General features: G+C 70.5%; 18 protein-coding genes and 1 tRNA gene. 15 read left to right on the plus strand and 4 right to left on the minus strand.

The window, feature by feature from the left end:
• Positions 1-24 precede the first annotated feature (24 nt).
• The 3 genes from ACT3UF_RS12180 (at position 25) to ACT3UF_RS12190 (ending at position 2,597) form a co-directional block, all read left to right on the plus strand.
• Positions 25-101, plus strand: a tRNA-Leu gene (locus tag ACT3UF_RS12180).
• Positions 102-210: 109 nt separating this feature from the next.
• Positions 211-969: a YggS family pyridoxal phosphate-dependent enzyme gene (locus ACT3UF_RS12185; RefSeq protein ID WP_441443422.1), complete on the plus strand. Its 759-nt coding sequence runs from the start codon at positions 211-213 to the stop codon at positions 967-969.
• A 323-nt stretch (positions 970-1,292) separates the two neighbouring features.
• Positions 1,293-2,597, plus strand: a complete 1,305-nt coding sequence (locus ACT3UF_RS12190) for an MFS transporter (protein ID WP_441443421.1) — start codon at positions 1,293-1,295, stop codon at positions 2,595-2,597.
• A gap of 4 nt (positions 2,598-2,601) precedes the next feature.
• On the opposite strand, the gene ACT3UF_RS12195 is transcribed toward ACT3UF_RS12190, so the two are convergent.
• The gene (locus tag ACT3UF_RS12195) at positions 2,602-3,711 is read right to left on the minus strand and encodes an ROK family protein (RefSeq protein ID WP_441443420.1); all 1,110 of its coding nucleotides are present in this window, start codon (positions 3,709-3,711) and stop codon (positions 2,602-2,604) included.
• Positions 3,712-3,844: 133 nt separating this feature from the next.
• Between ACT3UF_RS12195 and ACT3UF_RS12200 the strand changes: the two genes are divergently transcribed.
• The 7 genes from ACT3UF_RS12200 to cls all read left to right on the plus strand — a co-directional run bounded on the left by ACT3UF_RS12200 (position 3,845) and on the right by cls (position 11,500).
• The gene (locus ACT3UF_RS12200) at positions 3,845-5,233 is read left to right on the plus strand and encodes an MFS transporter (RefSeq protein WP_441443419.1); all 1,389 of its coding nucleotides are present in this window, start codon (positions 3,845-3,847) and stop codon (positions 5,231-5,233) included.
• 187 nt (positions 5,234-5,420) lie between these two features.
• Positions 5,421-6,557 (plus strand): trans-sulfuration enzyme family protein, encoded by a 1,137-nt coding sequence (locus ACT3UF_RS12205; protein WP_441443418.1) that lies wholly within the window; start codon positions 5,421-5,423, stop codon positions 6,555-6,557.
• A gap of 52 nt (positions 6,558-6,609) precedes the next feature.
• On the plus strand, positions 6,610-7,431 hold the full coding sequence (locus ACT3UF_RS12210) for a transporter substrate-binding domain-containing protein (RefSeq protein WP_441443417.1): 822 nt from the start codon (positions 6,610-6,612) through the stop codon (positions 7,429-7,431).
• Between the two features lie 8 nt (positions 7,432-7,439).
• Positions 7,440-8,102, plus strand: a complete 663-nt coding sequence (locus tag ACT3UF_RS12215; RefSeq protein ID WP_441443416.1) for an amino acid ABC transporter permease — start codon at positions 7,440-7,442, stop codon at positions 8,100-8,102.
• On the plus strand, positions 8,092-8,844 hold the full coding sequence (locus tag ACT3UF_RS12220) for an amino acid ABC transporter ATP-binding protein (protein ID WP_441443415.1): 753 nt from the start codon (positions 8,092-8,094) through the stop codon (positions 8,842-8,844). Before ACT3UF_RS12215 ends, ACT3UF_RS12220 begins: the two co-directional genes overlap by 11 nt.
• 149 nt (positions 8,845-8,993) lie before the next feature.
• Positions 8,994-9,917, plus strand: a complete 924-nt coding sequence (locus tag ACT3UF_RS12225; RefSeq protein WP_441443414.1) for a Bax inhibitor-1/YccA family protein — start codon at positions 8,994-8,996, stop codon at positions 9,915-9,917.
• Between the two features lie 95 nt (positions 9,918-10,012).
• The gene (cls, locus tag ACT3UF_RS12230) at positions 10,013-11,500 is read left to right on the plus strand and encodes a cardiolipin synthase (RefSeq protein WP_444501762.1); all 1,488 of its coding nucleotides are present in this window, start codon (positions 10,013-10,015) and stop codon (positions 11,498-11,500) included.
• Positions 11,501-11,523: 23 nt separating this feature from the next.
• Here the strand turns inward: cls and ACT3UF_RS12235 are convergent, their stop codons facing one another.
• The gene (locus tag ACT3UF_RS12235; RefSeq protein WP_441443412.1) at positions 11,524-12,333 is read right to left on the minus strand and encodes a hypothetical protein; all 810 of its coding nucleotides are present in this window, start codon (positions 12,331-12,333) and stop codon (positions 11,524-11,526) included.
• 55 nt (positions 12,334-12,388) lie between these two features.
• Positions 12,389-13,312 (minus strand): hypothetical protein, encoded by a 924-nt coding sequence (locus ACT3UF_RS12240; RefSeq protein WP_442331983.1) that lies wholly within the window; start codon positions 13,310-13,312, stop codon positions 12,389-12,391.
• A 234-nt stretch (positions 13,313-13,546) separates the two neighbouring features.
• Between ACT3UF_RS12240 and thiD the strand changes: the two genes are divergently transcribed.
• Positions 13,547-14,422, plus strand: a complete 876-nt coding sequence (thiD, locus tag ACT3UF_RS12245) for a bifunctional hydroxymethylpyrimidine kinase/phosphomethylpyrimidine kinase (protein ID WP_441443410.1) — start codon at positions 13,547-13,549, stop codon at positions 14,420-14,422.
• Positions 14,423-14,457: 35 nt separating this feature from the next.
• On the opposite strand, the gene ACT3UF_RS12250 is transcribed toward thiD, so the two are convergent.
• Positions 14,458-15,678 (minus strand): glycoside hydrolase family 3 N-terminal domain-containing protein, encoded by a 1,221-nt coding sequence (locus tag ACT3UF_RS12250; protein WP_441443409.1) that lies wholly within the window; start codon positions 15,676-15,678, stop codon positions 14,458-14,460.
• Positions 15,679-15,755: 77 nt separating this feature from the next.
• Here ACT3UF_RS12250 and ACT3UF_RS12255 point away from each other — a divergent pair, with 77 nt between their 5' ends.
• Genes ACT3UF_RS12255 through ACT3UF_RS12270 form a run of 4 tightly spaced genes read left to right on the plus strand, consistent with a single transcriptional unit; the run spans position 15,756 to position 20,748 of the window.
• Entirely contained in the window at positions 15,756-16,322 is a 567-nt protein-coding gene (locus ACT3UF_RS12255; RefSeq protein WP_442331984.1) for a hypothetical protein, read from the plus strand.
• Positions 16,323-16,367: 45 nt separating this feature from the next.
• A complete protein-coding gene (locus tag ACT3UF_RS12260; protein WP_441443407.1) occupies positions 16,368-18,581 on the plus strand; it encodes a prolyl oligopeptidase family serine peptidase in 2,214 nt (737 codons plus the stop codon).
• Positions 18,578-19,294 carry a DinB family protein gene (locus tag ACT3UF_RS12265; protein ID WP_441443406.1) on the plus strand — a complete coding sequence of 239 codons (717 nt, stop codon included), beginning with the start codon at positions 18,578-18,580 and terminating at the stop codon, positions 19,292-19,294. The genes ACT3UF_RS12260 and ACT3UF_RS12265 overlap by 4 nt, the downstream gene beginning before the upstream one ends.
• Positions 19,291-20,748: an alpha/beta fold hydrolase gene (locus ACT3UF_RS12270; protein WP_444501761.1), complete on the plus strand. Its 1,458-nt coding sequence runs from the start codon at positions 19,291-19,293 to the stop codon at positions 20,746-20,748. The genes ACT3UF_RS12265 and ACT3UF_RS12270 overlap by 4 nt, the downstream gene beginning before the upstream one ends.
• The last annotated feature ends 1 nt before the right edge of the window (position 20,749 follow it).

A 20,749-nucleotide genomic window follows, 5' to 3' on the forward strand; every position in this document is an offset into this window, starting at 1 on the left:
TCGGCACTGGGGGCTCCGCTGCTCGCCCCCATAGCCCAATCGGCAGAGGCGGCCGACTTAAAATCGGCACAGTGCGGGTTCGAGTCCCGCTGGGGGCACCACGGCGATAAGCAGCTGAGGAGCGTGCTGTTCGCTGCTTCCCGGGGTACTGTGACGCAGGTGCCGGGGCGCTCGCCGCAGAGCTGCGTCGATGTCGGCCACAATGGGAGCATGACCGTTCCTGCCGATGACTCCTCCCTGGCCCTCGACCACCGTGAGCGGATGGCACCCCGTCTCGACGAGGTGCTCTCCCGCCTGGAGGCAGCGGCACAGCGGGTGGGCCGCGACAGCCGTGAGATCACCGTACTGCTGGCCACCAAGACGCGCACCCCGGTGGAGATCGCCGTCGCGGTGGAGCTGCTGCGCGAGCGGGGCCGACGGGCCGCGGTGGGGGAGAACCGGGCGCAGGAGATCGCCAAGCACGCCGATCCGCTGCTCGTGGACAACGCGGTGCCGCGTCACTTCATCGGCCGTCTGCAGACCAACAAGGCCCGCGACGTCGTGGGCTTCGCCGAGCTGATCCACAGCGTGGACCGCGAGGGCATCGCCGACGCGCTCGAGCGCCGCGCCGAGACGGCCGGCCTGACCCGCGAGGTGCTGGTGCAGGTCAACACCTCCGGCGAGGAGTCCAAGGGCGGCTTCGCGCCCACCGTGGATGCCATCGCACCGATCGTGGAGCGACTGCGGGCGAGCAGCTCCCTGAGGCCCGTCGGCCTCATGACCATCGGCGCGAACACCAGCGATGACGCCGCAGTGCGCGCCTCCCTGCGGATGCTGCGCGAGCTGCGCGACTGGGCCCGCGAGGAGCTGGGCGCCCCCGAGCTCGAGCAGCTGTCGATGGGCATGAGCGGCGATCTGGAGATCGCCGTCGAGGAGGGTGCCACGATCGTCCGCGTCGGCTCGGCCATCTTCGGGGCCCGTCCCGCCTGAGCGGCCTGCCCCATTCGGGCGTGACTGTGCATCGCGTGACTGTGCATCGCATGACTGTGCATCCCGGGCGCGCCCGGGCCCACGTGTGACCTGATTCTCGAGGCCCGACCGCGGGACTCCCTGGCGTCCGCACTCCGCCCCCGCATAGCCTGGTCCCCGAAGGTGCCGAGCGCGGACGCAGAGCCGCAGCGGCACCTTTTCTGCGCCCGGACTCCGTCGCGCACTGCCGGAGCCCGCTCCGGCGCCGCCCCCGCTCGCTCCCCGTTCTGTCCTCCGTGTTCCTCTGCTCGTCGCCCCGTCTCTCCGCTGCCCGGGAGGTGCCCATGACCGCCATGATCCAAGGCCAGATCCCTGCCCGCCCGCCCGTGTCCCGGGCCCGCCGGGTGTTCGCCCTGTTCGCCCTCGCCCTGGGCGGATTCGGGATCGGCTCCTCCGAGTTCGTGAGCATGGGCCTGCTGCCCCAGATCGCCCAGTCTCTGCTGCCCGACCTGATGGCCACCCAGCCGGACCAGGGCATCGCCCGGGCCGGCTGGTTGATCAGCGCCTACGCGATCGGGGTCGTGATCGGCGCCCCGGCGCTGTCCCTGCTCGCCGTGCGCATGAGCCGCACCCGCATCATCCTGATCCTCGCGGTCGCGCTGGTCGTGAGCACCGCGCTGTCCGCCCTGATGCCGAGCTTCGGGCTGACCCTCGCCGCCCGCTTCCTGGCCGGCCTGCCCCATGGCGCCTACCTGGGGGTCGCGGCGCTGCTGGCCAGCTCCCTGATGGGGCCGGGCAGCCAGGGCAAGGGCGCGGCCCTGGCCCTGTCCGGGCTGACGGTCGCGAACCTCGCCGGGGTGCCGCTGCTGACCGCCCTCGGCCAGGCGCAGGGCTGGCGCGTGTCGTTCCTGGTGATCGCCGCGGTGTTCGTGGTGACCGCGGTGCTGCTGCGCCTGACCGTCCCGGCTCAGGGCGTCCCCCGGGGCCGCCGGATCGTCGATGAGCTGAGGGCTTTCCGCCGCCTCCAGCTCTGGGTCGTGATGCTGATCGCCGCCGTCGGCTTCGCCGGCTCCTTCGCCGTGTACAGCTACATCGCGGATATCGGCCAGCAGGTCGCCGGGCTCGGCGCGGGATACATCCCGTGGCTGCTCGCCGCGGCGGGCCTCGGTGCGACGGTCGGCAACGTCCTGGGCGGGATCGCCGCGGATCGCTCCTTGAACGGCACCCTGCTGCTCGGCTTCCCGCTCTACATCGCGGGCATGGCAGTGATGATCGTGACGGTCACCGATCCGGTGGGACTGACTCTCACCTTCACCCTGGTGAACTTCGCGCACTCCGCCCTCAGCCCGGCCATGCAGACCTGGCTGATGCGGATCGCGGGCCGCTCGGAGATGCTGGGCGCCGCCCTGCACCACGGGGCGTTCAACGTGTCCAACGCGGTCGGGGCGCTGCTGGGCGGTGCGGTGATCGCGGCCGGCTTCGGTCTCGCCGCCCCGACGCTCGTGGGCACGCTCCTCGCCTCGACGGGCTTCCTGATGCTGCTGGCGACCCTCGCGCTGCTGCGCCTGCGCTCCCGGCGCCGGCTCGCCCAGCTCGAGCAGGCCGGGATCGAGCTCTCCCGGCGGGAGCACGCCACGATCGACGGCTGAGGGCTCAGGACAGGTCGGGCCCGACCAGCGGCGCGGGCAGCCCGTACTCGTGCTCTAGCACCTCACAGGCGGCGCCGGCCGCGATGAGGTCCACCCCGCGGGTGGAGAGCAGCACCTCGACATGCACGCGCGCCCCGGCGCGCAGCCCGTCCTCCAGGGCACGCCGGATCGCGTCCATCGTCACCTGATGGTGCGCATAGACAGAGCGACCGCCGAGCACCACCCGGTCCACGTCCACCAGGCGCACCAGGTTCAGCACCACCGTCGCGAGCACATCCGCGGCGCGCTGCTGCTCCCCACGGGACAGTGCGGCGAGGTACTCAGCCTCGGCGCAGCCGCGCCGCCCGCAGGGGCACTGCTCCCCGCCCATCCGCACCACCATGTGGCCGGCCTCCCCGGCGCGGGAGTGGGCTCCACGCACCATCACCCCGTCCAGGCGCAGGCTCGCCCCGAGCCCCTCCTCGGCGAGCACCAGCACCGCATTGTCGAGCAGGCCGGGCTGCGACCAGCTCTCGCCCACCAGCGCGGCGCGGGAATCGTGGTCCAGGAGCACCGGGACCGAGAGCTCGGCGAGCAGGAGATCGCGGATCCCCGCCCCCCGCCAGGCATCGGTGGGGGAGGAGGAGCCGCGGTAGACGCCTTCGACCGGGTCCACCGGCCCCGGCATCCCGACGCCGACGCCCAGCAGCTCGCCGGGCCCGTGCCGCGCGAGCTCCCGCGCCTGCCCGGCGAGGCTGGCGATCAACTCCGAGACGGGCCGCTCCGCGTCGATCACGGCCTCCCGCCGCTCCAGGATCTGTCCGGTGAGGTCCGCCACCACCCCGTGCATCCGTGAGCGCGTCAGATGCAGTCCGATCGCACGCCGCGATTCGGGGACGATCCGGTACAGCGTGGTGGGCTTGCCAGGGCCGGAGGAGACGGATCCGCTCTCCGCCATCAGCCCGCGGTCCATCAGGCGGGCCAGGATCTTGGAGATCGCCTGCGGCGTGACCTGCAGGGCGTCGGCGAGACCGGTGCGGGCCACGGGTTCGCCGCGACGGGCGACGGCGAGCACGGCGGCGTCATGTGCGCCTGCCACGCGGTCCAGCGGTCCGGTCGTCCTCACGATGCCCATCCTCGCATGGCGGCCGTGTGACGAGGATCCGCCGAGCCACCCCCTTGACCTAACGCAACAGCGTTGGCTTATTGTGTCCGTTCGGTCGATGACGCCCTTCTGCATCTGCTCTACCGATAGTCGAGGAACTCCCATGACCCTCTCCACCGATCTTCGGCCCACCCCGGCGCCCGATCCCGCGACCACTCCCGCCCCGCACGAGATCACCCCACGGCGCCGTGCCCTGGCCCTGTTCGCTCTTGCCCTCGGCGGCGTGGGCATCGGCGCCTCCGAGTTCGCGACGATGGGCCTGCTGCCCGGCATCGCCGACGGCCTGCTGCCCGCACAGATGGCGGACGATCCCGATGCGGGCATCGCCCGGGCCGGGCTCCTGATCACCTCCTACGCGCTCGGCGTGGTCGTCGGCGCGCCGGTGCTGGCACTGCTCTCCGTGCGCTGGAGCCGCACCACCATGATCACCGCCCTGGCCGTCGCCCTCGTCGCGGGCACCGTGCTCTCCGCGCTGATGCCGACCTTCGAGCTCACCGTGGTCGCCCGCTTCCTCGCCGGCCTCCCGCACGGCGCCTACTTCGGGGTGGCCTCGCTGCTGGCCGCCTCGCTGATGGGGCCGGGCAGCCAGGGCAAGGGTGTGGCCGTCGCGCTCTCGGGCCTGACCGTCGCCAACCTCGTCGGCGTGCCCCTGATGACCGCGCTCGGCCAGGTCGCCGGGTGGCGCGTCGTCTACCTGGTGATCGCCGTGATCTTCGTGCTCACCGTGCTCGCCCTGCGCTGGGCGGTCCCGCACCAGGCGCCGGTCGCGGGGCGGCGGATGGTCGACGAGATCGTCGCGCTGCGCCGTCTGCAGCTGTGGATCGTCATGGCCATCGCAGCGGTCGGTTTCGCGGGCGGCTTCGCCGTCTTCAGCTACGTCGCCGACATCGCCACCCAGGTCTCCGGCGCCTCTGTCGCGCTGGTGCCATGGGTGCTCGCCGCAGCGGGCCTGGGGATGACCCTCGGCAACATCGCCGGCGGCGCCGCGACGGATCGTTCGCTGAACGGCACCCTGCTGATCGGTTTCCCGCTGTACATCGCCGCCCTGGTGGGGCTCTTCCTCGGCTCGCAGGACTCCCTGGTCGGGCTGCTGCTGGGCTTCTTCGCCGTCAACGTCGCGAGCTCCGCCCTGAGCCCGGCGCTGCAGACCTGGCTGATCCGCGTGGCGCACCGCTCCGAGGTGCTCGGCGCTTCCCTGAATCAGGCCGCGTTCAACGTCGCCAACGCGCTCGGCGCGGTCCTCGGCGGAGCGGTGATCGCCGCGGGCTTCGGCTATCGCGCCCCGATGCTCGTCGCGATCGTCCTCGCGAGCCTGGGCTTCGCACTGGTCGCCGGGACCCTGCTGGGGCTCCGCCTGCGAGCACGGCACACCCTTGCGGTGCTGCGCGAGCACGAGAGCACCTACACCGGGTCGATCCCGGCCATCTCCCCGGAGCGTGTCGAGCCTGTGCCCGCGGTCACGGACGCGATCCCGGTGAGCGTCGGCTCCTGAGCGGAAGCCGAAGTCCCGGACCGGACGGGTCTCGACGGCCGGGCCCCACCGCGCTGCTGCATTAGCGCCCCTTTGGGTTATGGGCCAGCCGGCTTATGCGTCACATCCGTTCACGCAACTCTCCTGACTGGCGTGATGCTGACCTACTGTGACTGGGAGCCGCCGAATCGAGGAGCGAGGAGCCGCAGTGCACATCCAGACCACCGCCGTGCATACCCTGAGGGATTTCGAGCACGGGGCCGTGGTCCCGCCGGTGCACCTCTCCTCGACGTTCGAGCTCGACCGGGCGACCGAGGAGGGCGAGTTCGCCTATCAGCGCGGTGCGAACCCGACCCGGGCGCAGCTCGAGACCGTGCTGGCCGCGCTCGAAGGAGCGGAGCACGGCTTCGCCTTCGCCTCCGGGATGGCCGCCACCGCGGCCGCGCTGTCGACCCTGGTCGTCGGCGATGAGGTCCTGCTGCCGGCGAGCGTCTACGGCGGCACCTATCGCTTCGTGGATCTGGTGCTCCCCGGCCGTGGGGTCACCGGACGCTTCGTCGATGACCTCGCAGCGCTCACCGACGAGGACTTCACCCCCACCACCCGAGCCGTCTTCATCGAGACCCCGGCCAATCCGACCCTCCGGATCACCGATCTGCGCCGGATCTCCGAGCTCGCGCACCGCCACGGCGCCCTGGTGATCGTGGACAACACCTTCATGACCCCGGTGCTGCAGAAGCCGCTCGAGCTCGGCGCCGATGTGGTCGTGCAGTCCGCCACCAAGTACCTCGCCGGCCACTCCGACCTGCTCGCGGGCACGATCACCACGAACGACGACCAGCTCGCCCAGGCCGTCGCCCTCGCCCAGAAGGCACAGGGCGGGGTGCTCGCCCCGCAGGACTCCTTCCGGCTGATCCAGTCGATCAAGACCCTGCCCCTGCGGCTCGAGCGTCAGCAGGCCAACGCCGAGGCGATCGTGGCCCACCTGAGCTCCCGCGAAGACGTGGCCCGGGTCTGGTTCCCCGGCTCGCACAGCGAGGAGGAGGCTCGGATCCATGCCTCCCAGGCGAGCGGCGTCGGCGCGGTGCTCTCGTTCGAGCTCGCGGAGGGCCTGGACCGCATCGCCTTCCTCGAAGCGCTGCGCTATCCCGCCTTCGCGGTGAGCCTCGGCGGGGTCGAGTCCCTGATATGCCGCCCCGCCACCATGACCCACGAGGCGATGACCGACCAGGCCCGGACGAATGCCGGGATCACGCCCGAGATGCTGCGCCTGAGCGTCGGCATCGAGGACATCCATGACCTGCTCGACGACCTTGACCAGGCACTGGCCGTCGCCGCACGCTGAGCCTGCGGCACACCGCGTCCCCACCCTTCCGGACACCACAGAGGACCCCACCATGAGCATCGCCCCTCGCCCCACTCGCCGCCTCGCTCTCGCGCTCGGCGGGGGCTCCATCGCCGCTGTCCTGGCCGCCTGCAGCTCCGAGGGCGGCTCCGGCGGAGGGGACGAGGACATCCTGGCCCGCGTCCAGGAGAACGGGACCATCCGGATCGGTCTCGAGGGCACCTACCGCCCCTACGCCTTCCATGACGAGACCGGTGAGCTGGTCGGCTTCGAGAAGGAGATCGCCGACGCGATCGCCGAAGGGCTGGGGGTCACGCCGGAGTACATCGAGACCGAGTGGGACTCGCTCATCGCCGGCCTCGACGTGGACCGCTACGACCTGGTTGTCAACAACGTCGGCATCACCCCGGAGCGGGAGGAGAAGTACGCCTTCACCGAACCCTACGCCCGCTCGATCGGCCGTATCGCCGTGCCGGAGGGTTCCGAGGTCCAGACCGTCGAGGAGCTCGAGGGCAAGCGTTCCGCGCAGACTGCGACCAGCAACTGGGCGCAGCAGATGGAGGCCCTCGGTGCCGAGATCGTCCCGGTGCAGGGCTTCGCCGAAGCCATAGAGCTGGTGATCCAGGGGCGGGCCGACGCGACCGCCAACGACATCATCTCCTTCCAGACGTACCAGGAGGAGCATCCCGATGCCGCCTTCCGCCTGCTGGACGCCGAGCTGCCCACCGACGTCACGGTCGGCGCGATCATGCAGAAGGGCCAGGATGCCCTGCTCGGCGCGGTGGACGAGATCCTGGACGGGATGAAATCCGATGGCTCCCTGAGCGCCATCTACGAGGAATGGGTGGGCCAGGACATCACCCCTGAGGGCTGAGACACCCGATGCCCCGCTTCCTCGAGCTCTGGATCGAGTCGCTCCCACGGCTGCTGACCGCGATGATCGAGATGACGGTCCCGCTGTCGCTGCTGTCCTTCGCGATCGCGCTGGTGATCGCGGTGGTGGTGGCCCTGACGCGGCTGTATGCGCCGGCGCCTCTGAAGGCGGCGGCCTGGATCTATGTGCAGGTGTTCCGTGGGACACCGCTGGTGGTGCAGCTGTTCATCGTCTACTTTGGCCTGCCCAGCGTGGGCATCGAGCTGGCTGCGTTCCCAGCGGCGGTGATCACGCTGGCCCTGAACACCGGGGCCTACGCCTCCGAGGCGGTCCGCGCCTCGATCCTCTCGATCCCGCGCGGACAGTTCGAGGCCGCTCAGTCGCTGAATCTCTCGCGCGCGGCCACCTTCCGCAAGGTGGTCGCCCCGCAGGCCATGCGGATCGTGCTGCCGCCGCTGGCCAATGACTTCATCGATCTGGTCAAGGGGACCAGCCTGGTCTTCGCGATCACCCTCATCGATGTCTTCCAGGTGGGTCGGCAGATCGCGGCCGCCACCTATGAGCCCCTCATCATGTACACCGAGGTCGCGCTGATCTATCTGGCGCTGGTCTCCCTGCTCAGCCTCGGCCAGAACCAGTTGGAGAAGAAGGTGTCCGCCCATGTCCGCTGATGATCCGCTGCGGGTGCGTGGCCTGCGCAAGACCTTCGGTGAGCTGGTCGCCCTCGACGATGTCTCCCTGGACGTCGAGCGCGGCACCACCTCGGTGCTGCTGGGCCCCTCCGGGTCCGGCAAATCCACCCTGCTGCGCTGCCTGAATCTGCTCGAGAAGCCCGACGGCGGCACGATCGACCTGGGGGAGGGGCCGATCGAGGTCGGCGGGAGGCTGACCGCCACCCGGGTGCGGGAGATCCGCTCCCGCTCGACAATGGTGTTCCAGCAGTTCAATCTCTTCCCTCATCTCACCGCGCTCGGCAACGTCACTCTCGCCCCGCGCGAGAACCGCGGCCAGACCCGGCAGGCGGCGGACCAGCGGGGAAGGGAGCTGCTGGAGAAGGTGGGGCTCGCCGACAAGGCCCACTCCTATCCCGACCGCCTCTCCGGCGGGCAGCAGCAGCGGGTCGCGATCGCCCGGGCCCTTGCCATGGACCCCGATTTCCTGCTGTTCGACGAACCGACCTCCGCGCTGGATCCGGAGCTCGCCGCCGAGGTGGTCGCGGTGCTCGCTGAACTCGCCGCCGAGCAGCGCACGCTCGTGGTCGTCACCCATTCCCTCGCCTTCGCGAAGCAGGTCGCGAACAGGGTGCTGTTCCTCGAGGACGGGAAGGTCCTGCAGGACGGCACACCCGAGGAGTTCTTCTCGAGCGAGGACACACGGCTGCGCCGCTTCCGCGAGGTCATCAGCTCGGTCTGAGGGCCTGGCCCGGCATGCGGCCCTTCGCTCTGAGCAGAGCATGCACACAGCGAGATCTCGGGTTTCCGCCGTACCATGGCGGAATCGGTCCGACGAAGCGCACTCCTGGCGTCGGTCGTCGACCCACCTGATCCCACGTGAGGAGCCCCATGGCACGCCACAACATCGTGTTCGGCCGCGACCAGGCCGTTCAGAACGGTGCGAACTACAACGCCCCGCGCTTCGGCAACTCGGCACAGGCCGCACCCGCCCAGAACACCCAGTGGTCCTCGGGCTTCGCCCAGCAGGGCTACGGCCAGAGCGCGACGGCCCAGCCGGGTGCGGAGCAGCTCGAGGCGATGTACGCCCGTCCCTCCGCGACCGGTCACGACACCGGCCGGATGACGATGCGGGATGCGCTGAACGCCATCACCGCGACCCTCGGCATCGTCATCGTGGTCGGCTTCGCGGTCGCGATGCTGCCCTACGCGCTGGCCTTCATGGCTGGCGAGGCCGGAGCCCAGGCGGGCCTGGCGATCGCTGGCGCCGCGACCCTGATCGGCGTGGTCGGCGGGCTGATCACGGCGCTGATCAACATCTTCAAGAAGCAGCCCTCGCCGATCCTGGTGGTGCTCTACGCCGGATTCGAGGGCCTGTTCCTCGGCGGCCTCAGCGGCACCATGGAGTACTTCTACCCCGGCATCGCGCTGCAGGCCGTGGTGGGCACCCTCGCCGTCGCCGGCACCGTGCTGGTCCTGTTCCGGATGGGCGTGCTGCGCACCTCCCCGCGCCTGAACAAGATCTTCATGGTCGCGATGATCGCCTACATGCTGTTCGGCCTGGTCAACATCGGCGCGATGCTGCTGATGGGCCAGAGCCTGCGCGACGGCATGCTGGGCCTGGCCATCGGCGGCATCGCCGTGGTGCTGGCCTCGTACTCGCTGGTGATGGACTTCGAGGGCGTCCAGCACGCGGCCGAGGCAGGCGTGCCGCGCAAGTACGCCTGGCGCCTCGCCTTCGGCGTCACGGTCACCATGGTGTGGCTGTACGTCGAGATCCTGCGGATCCTGATGATCCTGCGCGGCAACGACTGATCAGCATCACCTCGGGCGGCGACTGCGTCCCCGTATCCTGAACGGCGGGTCCCTCTGGGGCCCGCCGTTCCCGTTTCCGACCAGAGGAGCTGAGGGTGACCGACGTGTGGCAATGGCTGCTCGACCACGGGGTCCTGGTGTTCACGTACGTCTACTGGGCGCTCGACATCGTGCTGCGTCTGGTGAGCCTGATCGTGGTGCCCCGCAACCGTCGGCCGGGTTCGGCGATCGCCTGGCTGCTCGCGATCATGGTGATCCCGCTGATCGGCTTCCCCCTGTACCTGATGCTGGGGAACGCACAGCTGCCGCGCCGCAGGCGCGAGAAGCAGCGGGCCGTCAACCGCCTGATGCGGGTGCGGGCGCAGAATATCCCCGACAGCGAGCTCGATGAGGACGTGCCCAGCTGGCTGCAGGCTGCGGTGCGGCTGAACCGTGAGCTCGGCGCCTTCCCGCTCACGGGCCGGAACTCCGCGGATCTCGAGATCGACTACGACACCTCGATCGCGCGGATGGCAGCTGACGTGCGCTCCGCACGCGAGAGCGTGCACGTGCTCTTCTACATCATGGGGCTGGACGAGATCACCGAGGACTTCTTCGCGGCCCTCGGAGAGCGCGCCGACGCGGGCGTCCCGGTCCGGGTGCTCTACGACCACTGGGGTGCGCTCAGCCACGGGTCGCAGTATCGGGCGATGCGCCGCATGCTCGACGCCCACGGCATCGAGCACTTCCCGATGAACCCGATCCAGCCGTTCCGGGACGGTGCCTTCCAGCGGCCTGACCTCCGCAACCACCGCAAGATGGTGATCGTCGACGGCGAGGTCGGCTGGATGGGCAGCCAGAACCTGATCGCCGCCCACTACGACAAGCGCTCCAACATCCGCCGCGGGCTCCACTGGCAGGAGACGATGGTCCGGTTCCGCGGCCCGATCGTCTCGGAGCTGAACCTGCTGTTCGCCACCGACTGGTTCTACGAGTCCGAGCAGATGCTGCCGGAGGAGACGGTGGTGCGTCCCTCCCCGGACACCTCGGGCAGCTACGAGTGCCAGCTGGTGCCCAGCGGGCCCGGCTTCGTCGCGGAGAACAATCTGGCGCTGTTCAACCAGCTGTTCTACTCCGCCTCCCGCCGGATCGTCGCGGTCTCGCCCTACTTCGTGCCCGACGAGTCGATGCTCGCGGCGCTCGTCACCGCCGCCCGGCGCGGGGTGGAGGTCGAGCTGTTCGTCTCCGAGATCGGGGACCAGTTCCTGGTCTTCCATGCCCAGCGCTCGTACTACTCGATGCTGCTCGAGGCCGGGGTCACGATCTGGCTCTACCGCGTCCCGACCATCCTGCACGCCAAGCACGTCACCATCGACGACTCGGTGACGGTGATCGGCTCCTCGAACATGGACATGCGCTCGTTCCTGCTGCAGATGGAGTGCTCGCTGATGGTCGGGGGCACCGACTTCATGGTGAAGATGCGTGAGGTGGAGGCGACCTATCGCTCGCGCAGCCGACAGCTCACCCTCGAGGAATGGCGACAGCGTCCTCGAGCGATGCAGGTGGTCGACAACCTCTGCCGGCTCGCGTCCTCGGTGGTCTGAGTCCTCGGTGGTCTGAGCTGGACTCAGGAGATTCCGGTGAGCGACTCGTAGGCCTGGTCCGCGGCTTCCATGTGCTCGGCAGTCCCGGTGTTGGTCTCGGTCATGAACAGGCTCGGGCCCTGGTCGGTCTCGAGCACCACCACCACCAGTTCGGTGGCGGTCACCTCGTCGATGTCCGAGACGGCGAAGTTCACGGTCGCGGTCGTGCGGTAGCCGGGCAGTCCGGCGATCGTGACCGGTTCGGTGATCTCGTCATCCAGTGAGCGGCCACTGGTGCCGCCCCAGATGTCCGAGGAGAAGTAGCAGCTCACGATGGTCTGTGAGGCGACCTCGGCCCCGGGGTACTCGATGCCGGGCTGCCACTCGATCGCGCCGACCACCATGGTGGAGGTCCAGTCTTCCGTGACCTGGGCCTGAGCGCCCTGCAGGTCATTGGCGTAGGCGATGCCCCGCGGGCCGCCGCGCTCGGCGTAGAGCGTCGGCGGGATGAACTGCAGCCCGCCTCCGCGCAGCTTGCCGGAGGGGTTGGTGGAGGTCCGCTCGGACCGCTCCGGGGTCCAGCAGCGTTCCGCCTCGACGTCGGTCGGGGTGGGCGAGGGCGTCTCCGAGGTGGACGGGGTCTCCGGAGCGACCGACGTGCTCGCGGACGAGGAGGTCACCGTCGACCCTCCGCCGCCCCCTGCGGGGCGCAGCACCAGGTAGCCCACGGTCGCGCCCACGATGAGCAGGAAGACCACGGCGAAGGCGATCCCGCCGATCAGCAGGGCGGCGCCGCGCCCACCGTTCCCACCGGCCTGCTGCTGGGTGGAGGTGTACTGGGGTCCGGTGTGCACTGCGGCTCCTTCGACGGGCGATGATCTCTCGACGTGCGGTGTTCGGGACGGGTCATCATTCGACGACGGCGAGGCTCGCGATGATGTCCTCGAGGTTCTGGGCGTGTTCAGGCTGATCGGCGGCGACATCGCCGGTCAGGGCGCTGGGGCCGTTCGGGGTCTCCACGACGATCGAGGTGACGACCGAGGCGCTCGAGGACTCGAGCACGCTGGGATCCTCGAAGTGGTAGGTCGCCTGGACGATCCACGCGGCGGTGCCGTCCACGCTCATGACTTCGGAGCGGTAGTCGGTGACCTCGGGATGCTCACCGAAGTGGGAGAGCACCCCCGAGGTGGTGGCGTAGCACTGGAAGATCGCGACCGCAGCGGGCTCGAGGCCGGGATATCCGCCCTCGTCCTCGGGGAAGGAGACCCGGCCGAGGTTCAGCACGCTGAACCAGCCGCCCTCCACCTGGCGGGAATCGGCACCGACCTCGGTGAGATAGGGCAGCGAGCTGACCACCGAGCCGTCTCCCCAGCCCGGAGGATTCGTGTACTCCAGCCCGCCGCCGCGCACCTTCCCGGGTTCGGCGGGCGGGGAATCGGCGTTCAGCGGCACCGTGCACTCGGTGGTCGGCGCCTGGGTGAAGATCGGCGGGGGCGGGGCGATGTCCGGGTCCTGGGGATCCGGCACGTACTCCGACTGCCCCTTGGCCGAGCGTTCGCCGGTCTGATAGGCGGTGGGGTCGGGGTCCGCCAGCACCGAGCGGAAGACGGTCTGCGAGAGGACCAGCGCGACCACTGCGAGCACCACAACCGCGGAGCCGATGACGGCCAGCATCGTGGTGCGGCTGCGGCGCAGGGCACGATCGCTCGGCGCGCCGAGGGTCACCGGTCCCTGCGAGGAATCGAAATCGGGCAGCCCGTCCGAGGACTGCGCGGAGAAATCGGGCAGCGAGGACTCCTCCGGCTGCTGCTCGCCGCCTGACTCCGTGCCCATCCCCACCTCCGCTGTCTCCCCATCGCCGCTGTGCGGAGTTCCGTTCGCGTTCCCCGCGGGCGCCTTCGGCGTGCCCGCCCCGGGTGATTCTCGCACGCGGGGCCCCGCGGGATCGCTCCCAGGATAGAGATGCCAGCCGTGATTGGTACTCTCCGCTCACGGACAGGCCCGCAGCCCGGGGCTCGCCCGTCCCGTGCCCCTCCGGAGCCGGGTTCCCCGAGAGATGGAGTCCGCATGCGCCCGCCCCTCATCCTGACCATCGCCGACTCGGAGACCCACGGTGCCGCCGGCATCCAGGCGGATCTCAAGACTTTCACGGCGCTGGGCACCTACGGGGCGAGCGCGGTCAGCATGATCACCGTCGTCACGACCAACGGCGTGCAGAGCACCCATCCGCTGCCCGGCGACGTGGTGCGCCGCCAGATCGACGCGGTCGCGGGCGACCTCCGGCTCGACGCCACCAAGATCGGTGCTCTGGGCAGCGCCGCAGCGGTCCAGGCGGTGGCCGCCGCGCTCCGCGCCCATCGCGGAAGGCTGGGACGGATCGTGCTGGACCCGGTGATGGTCAGCGCCGACGGCACCGCGCTGATCTCCGCGGAGGGGGCGAGCGCGCTCGCGACGGAGCTGCTGCCGCTGGCGGATGTGCTCACCCCGAACATGGCCGAGGCCGCCCAGCTGCTGGGCCGTCCGCTGGCGACCTCGATCGACGAGATCCGCGAGCAGGCGCTCGCGCTGCAGGCGCTGGGGCCGGGCGCGGTGCTGATCACCGGGGGCCGGCTGGAGGGCGAGGATGTGGTGGACGTGCTGGTTCATCAGGGCGGCACCGATCTGCTGCGGGCCCGGCGGCTGCCGGACCGGCGAGTCCGCGGTGCCGGATCGACCTTGTCCGCCGCGATCGCGGCGCAGCTCGCCCGGATCGCAGAGTTCGACCGGGCGGGGGAGCTGGGGGAGATCGGCGAAGCGGGCACCGATGATGACATGGTGACCATCGTCGCCTCCGCCCGCGAGTTCGTCGCGAGCGCGACGGAGAACGCCCAGGGCTGGCAGATCTCCCGCCATGAGGGAGGCTTCAGCCCGGTGAACCACCTCATCACCCTCGACAGGGACTGACCTCCCGGCGCGGAGGAGGAACTCGCGGGGGCGGGCTATCCCTGGAGCAGCCCCAGCTGCTCCTTGAGCGCGAGCATCCGGCCCGCGGACTCCCGCACCCGCTGCTCCTGCTCCGGGCTCTGCGCGGCCCAGCCTTCGATCGCATCGACCAGCTCTCCGGTGAGCGAGGCATCGGCCGTCAGCACGGCGTCGCCTCCCGCCTCCAGCAGGCGGGTGGCGCGCTCGGCGACGGGGACGGAGGCGACGGCCTTCGCCGCGCCGATGTCGTCGGTCACCACCAGCCCCTCGAACCCGAGTCCGTCGCGCAGCAGATCCTGGATCGCCGCGGCGGAGAACATCGCCGGGACTCCGGCCTCGAGCTGCGGATAGATCGCCGAGGACATCATCACCAGCTGCGCGCCGGCCTCGATCCCGGCGCGGAAGGACTCCAGGAACGGATCCTCGGGCCCGGTGACCTCGTCCTCGATCCCCTCGGCGGAGAAATCCGTGTTCTGCTCCACGCGTCCCAGGCCCGGGAAGTGCTTGAGGGTCGCGGCGATGCCCTGGGCGGCAAGAGCTGTGGTCGCGGCCGCCACGCACGCGCCCACCGCGTTCGGCTCGGTGCCGAAGCCTCGGTCCAGCCCGCCGACGGGCTCGTTGGCATCGCCCAGGGCGGGATCCACCACGTCAGCGACCGGCGCGAGCGCGACCTGGATGCCGCGGGCGGCGAGATCCTCACCGATGCTCGTGTACGCCTCTGTCACGGCGTCGATTCCCTGCGCGCCGAGCTTCTCGGCCGACGGGGTCTTCCGGGCGGCATCGCCACGCAGCATCCTGACCTGCCCGCCCTCCTGGTCGACGGCGATCAGCGCCGGGAGATCGGGACGGGAGAGCTCGCGCGCGGCGGTGACCGTGCGGTCCACGGCCTCGGCGCTCTCCCAGACCTGGAGCAGGAAGATCCCGCCCGCGTGATGCTCGGTCAGCACCTGCTCGGGGATCTCGGAGCCGGCAGGGATCCCCACCAGCACCAGCTGCCCGGCGAGCTCGCGAGGGGAGAGCGTCTCCAGCAGCAGCTCAGCAACGGTGGGGGGCTCCGTGGTGGCGGGGGCTGTGCTGGTCGCCGCTGTGCTGGCCGTCTGCGATGGCGGTCCCTCGGCGCCGCCTCCGTCGCTGGAGCCGCCGGGCCCGTCGGCTCCCGGGTCCTGGTCGGGTCCCTCGGCAGTGCAGGCGGCGAGGGCCGCCGCGGGGGTGAGAGCCAGGAGGTGACGACGACGCATGGCGTCAGTGTTCCATGAGCGGCACCGATGCCAGCGGGACGTGAGCGGAGCCACCTGCGCCCCCGTAAGGTGGCCCCATGAGCACCGAGACCCCGCCGCAGGAGCATCCCCATGCCCCGCGGATCGAGTCCGGCACCGGGACGTCGCTGGCGGCCTGGGTGCAGCGGATCGACGACGCCGGAGGCCGCGAACTCGACCACACAGCGATTGCCCGCCTGCTGCCGCAGCGGTGGGAGATCAGCGAGTGGTGGGCACAGGGCGTGACCGTCGCCTATGAACAGATCATCGGCCGTCGTGTGGTGGGCCAGGGCTGCGCGGGCGATTTCGCCGCGTCCGCCTCCCGCACCCTTCCCGGAGATCCCGATGCCGTGCGCTCGCGGTGGGATGCCTTCATGTCGGCTGCGCGTCGCGAGGAGCTGGGGCTCGAGCAGCCCAGCCTCAGCGATACCCCGAAGTGGCGCTATTGGCGTGCTGCCGTGAGCGACGGAAGCCGGCTCTCCGTGAACATCACCGCCAAGGACGAGGAGCGCAGCACCCTCGGTATCGAGCACAAGGGCCTCGAGACCGCTGATGCCCGGGAGGTCTGGAAGACCACCTGGAAGACCACACTCACCGACTTCACCGACGTCACCGACGTCACCTGACGTCACCGACATCACTGATCCCGCCGACTTCGACCAGGAGAACCGATGACCGACCCCGCCGCGATGACCGACCCCGACGTGATGACGGACTCTGCCGCTCGCCCCGCCCCGGGTCCCCAGCTGCCCGCCCCCGATGGCAGCGCGGATCCGCATCAGTGGCTCGAGGAGGTCACTGGGGACGAGGCGCTCGCGTGGGTGCGCGAGCGCAACGCAGCGGCGGAGTCGGAGCTGGACGGCGTCGGCGATCCCCATGATCCCTCGGGTGACCCGCTGGCCACGACGCTGCAGGAGGAGATCCGAGAGATCCTCGATGCCAAGGACCGCATCCCGGGCGTCACCAAGCGCGGCGACTTCCTCTACAACTTCTGGACCGATGCCGAGCATGAGCGCGGGCTCTGGCGGCGCACCACCCTGGAGTCCTACCGCACCGAGGAGCCCGAGTGGGAGGTGCTGCTGGACGTCGATGCGCTCAACGAGGCCGAGGGGGAGGACTGGGTGTGGCACGGCGCGAGCCTGCTGCGCCCGCAGGAGGGGCAGCCCTACCGCCATGCCCTGGTCGATCTCTCCCACGGAGGCTCGGATGCGGATGTCACCCGAGAGTTCGATCTCGAGACCCTCTCCTTCGTGACCGCAGCCGAGGGCGGCTTCGAGCGTCCGGAGGCGAAGGGATCGCTGAGCTGGATCGACGCCGACACCGTCTGGGTCTCGACCGATTTCGGCGACGGCACCATGACCAGCTCCGGCTATGCGCGCCAGGCCCGGATCTGGCACCGAGGCACCCCGCTGGATGAGGCTCAGCTGGTGCACGAGGTCGCCGACACCGATATGGCGATCTTCGCCGCCCATGACTCGACCCCTGACTGGGAGCGGGACTGGGTGATCGAGGCGCACGCCTTCTACAACAACACGATCCACGTGGTCGACCGCTCGCAGCAGCCACCGGCGCTGACCACGGTCGAGGTCCCCGCAGACCTCGAGGCCAGCGCGCACCGGGATCTGGGCATCTTCAGCCCCCGCAGCGACTGGGAGATCGGTGAGTCGGTGTACCCGGCCGGCTCCCTGGTGGTCGGCGACTTCGCGGCCTTCCAGGCGGGCGAGCCCGAGCTGCAGATGCTGTTCGAGCCCACCGAGACCACTTCGCTCGCGGACATGACCATCACCCGCACCACCGTGGTGCTGTCGATCCTCGAAGACGTCGTGCACCGGCTCGAGGTGCACACCCGCGACGAGCACGGCGCCTGGGTGCGTCAGGACCTCTACCCGGAGCTGCGCGGCTCCATCGGGGTCTCCGCGGTGGACGCCGACGTCAGCGACGAGGTCTGGGTGACGGTCACCGACTTCATCGAGCCCACCACCCTCCAGCTCGGGGACCTCGCCGACGTCGCGGGCGGCGGCGAGCCGGGCGAGCTCGCGGTCATCAAGTCCGCCCCGGCCCGCTTCGAGTCGGAGGGCCTGGACGTCAGCCAGCACTTCGCGACCAGCGACGATGGCACCCGCATCCCGTACTTCGAGATCACCCGGATCGGGGAGACGGACGCCGAGGGCTCCGACGAGCCCCGACCCACCCTGCTCTACGGCTACGGCGGTTTCGAGATCTCCTTGACGCCCTCCTATCTCGGGGCGATCGGTAAGACCTGGCTCGAGCGCGGCGGCACCTACGTGCTGGCCAACATCCGTGGCGGCGGAGAGTACGGCCCCCGCTGGCACCAGGCCGCGCTCAAGGAGAACCGACACCGTGCCTATGAGGACTTCTCCTCGGTGGCGAAGGACCTGATCGAGCGCGGCGTCACCGACCGCGCCCACCTCGCGGTGCGCGGCGGCTCCAACGGCGGGCTGCTCACCGGGAACATGGTCACCCTGTACCCGGAGCTGTTCGGCGCGGTGATCATCCAGGTCCCGCTGCTGGACATGAAGCGGTACAGCCACCTGCTGGCGGGCGCCTCCTGGATGGCCGAGTACGGGGATCCCGACACCGAGGACTGGGAGTACATCCGCACGTTCAGCCCCTACCACCTGCTGCAGGAGGGCAAGGGCGCCCAGTATCCGCCGACGTTCGTGCTCACCTCCACGCGGGATGATCGCGTCCACCCCGGACACGCCCGGAAGTTCGCCGCCGCCATGGAATCCCTGGGAGCCGACGTGCGCTACTGGGAGAACATCGAGGGCGGCCACGGGGGAGCGGCCAACAATGAGCAGGCCGCACGGATGAACGCGCTGCTGTACACCTTCCTGTGGAACACCATCGGAGATCGTTCGTGAACGTCCCCGCCTCAACTCCGCACGGGCCCGGCGCTGATCCTGCGGGATCAGATCCTGAGGACGCCCGACCTGCGAACCCCGGCCCCGCGAATCCCGGCCCTGCAGACCAGGTCGAAGGGCTCGACGACCTCGTGGACCGGCTCGCTGCGGAGCAGCGGGACGCCGTCGCCGCAGAAGAAGCGCAGGCGCAGGAGATCGCCGACGAACCCGGCGAGCAGCGACCCGAGCCGCCGCTGCTGAGCGGAGAGCGGGAGACCCTCGAGGGGTTCCTCGACTTCCTGCGCGCCACCATGCTCTGGAAGACCGAACGGCTGAACGATGAGCAGGCCGCCCGACGACTGGTCGGCTCGGAGACCACGGTGACCGGGATGCTGCGACATCTGGCCGATATCGAGCGCTACTGGTTCCGGGAGGTGCTCGGCGGGGTTCCGCTCGAAGACGTCGGCTACCGCTGGTCAGACGGTCGTGACCCCGGCGGCCAGTGGGCGCTCCCGGTGGGGGCCTCGCTCACGGAGGCGCGCGAGGACTACCGCAGCGCCACCGCGCAGTCACGGGACCAGCTGGTCGGCCGCGAGCCGGAAGAGGAGCTGCGTGGCGGCGGCGAGGTGCGCACCGTGCGCTGGGTGCTGGCCCATATGGTCGAGGAGACCGCGCGACATGCCGGACAGCTGGACATCCTGGTGGAGCTGCTCGATGGGAGGATCGGCGAGTGATCGCTCTGCCCGGACTCCGCTCCACCCGTTCTCGACCCTCGGAGTTCTTCGACCGCGCCGCACAGGACGATCTGCTCCAGCTGCGCAACGACCTGATGACGGTCTACCGCGAGTTCTCCGCCGAGGACCCGCGGCTGTTCCCGCTGCGCTACGCCCGCACGGTCCCGCGCCGCGTCCGTGCCGCGAGCAGCGCAGGCGCGGGCGGTGCCGCTGCGGGCAGCACTGCCGCGGGCGGTGCCGCTGCGCCGCAGGTGCCTGTGCTGCTGATCCCCGACGGTCCCGCGCGGGCCTCGGTGCTGCCCTATGACGTGCTGCGCCGCAGCCTCGCAGGGCGGGGCCTGGACGTGCTCATGATGGAGCACCGCGGGGTGGGTCTGTCGCGGCTCGACGCGGAGGGCGAGGACCTCCCGCCGCATGCGATGTCCCTGCGTGAGGTGGTCGGCGACCTGGTGGCGGTGCTCGACCACGCCCGGGTCCCGCGGGCGGCGGTGGTGGGCAGCGGCTACGGCGCCTATCTCGCGCAGCTGCTCGCGATCTTCCACCCGGAGCGGGTGCATTCGCTGGTGCTGGACTCCCCGTTGACCGGTGCGGGGGACGAGGTGATCGCCCAGGAGGCGCTGCGCGCGCTGTACTGGGAGGGCACCGAGCCGTCCACCGGTACCACCGCCCGCACGCTGCGCAGGCTCGCGCAGGAGGGCACGGTCGACGCCTCTCGGGCGGGGCCGGTGGTGCTCGCCGTCCACGAGCACGGCGGGCCGGAGGCGGTGCGTGATCTGGTGGATCTGCTGGCCGTGGGGCGCGGGCATCTGACCTGGACCAGCGTCCGCCAGGTCCTGAACCAGTCCTGGCTGCAGTCCACCCCGTACGTGATCGAGCACGACCTCACCGCACGGATCCTGCACACCGAGCTCGGCGGCGGGCATCACGCCGATGGCGGCCCGCTGGATCCGCTCCTGCTGGAGGCGGAGCAGGCACGGGCGGTGCCCCCGTTCACCGGGGAGCAGCTGAACCTGCATGAGCTGGCACCGGCGATCACCGCACCGACACTCGTGATCACCGGTTCCCAGGACCTGATCTCACCCCCGTGCATCGCGCGTGAGCTCGCGGAGCGCATTCCCGGTGCCCAGCTGCTCGAGATCCCCGGCGCCCGGCATTCGATCCTCGACACCCGCAGTCGGATCCTGCAGGTCGCCGCGCGCTGGAGCGCCTGCGGAGCAGCGGCCCAACTGCCGGGGCGCGCCGCCGAGCTCGCGGCGCTGCCGGCGTCGGCGACCGATCTCGCGCTCTCGCGGGGGCTGCAGATCGCGCTCGCCGCAGAACGCTATTCTCCGTGGCGGCTGCGCCTGGAGTCGGCGCGCGCCGAGCGTGAACGACTGCTGCGGGAACGCGCCCGCTCCGATCCCCGGCCCCATCGGGGTCGCCGTCCGCCGCACGAGCGGGCGGATCCGGTGTGAG

This window comes from Brachybacterium sp. AOP24-D1-21, assembly GCF_052378665.1.
Lineage (GTDB): Bacteria > Actinomycetota > Actinomycetes > Actinomycetales > Dermabacteraceae > Brachybacterium.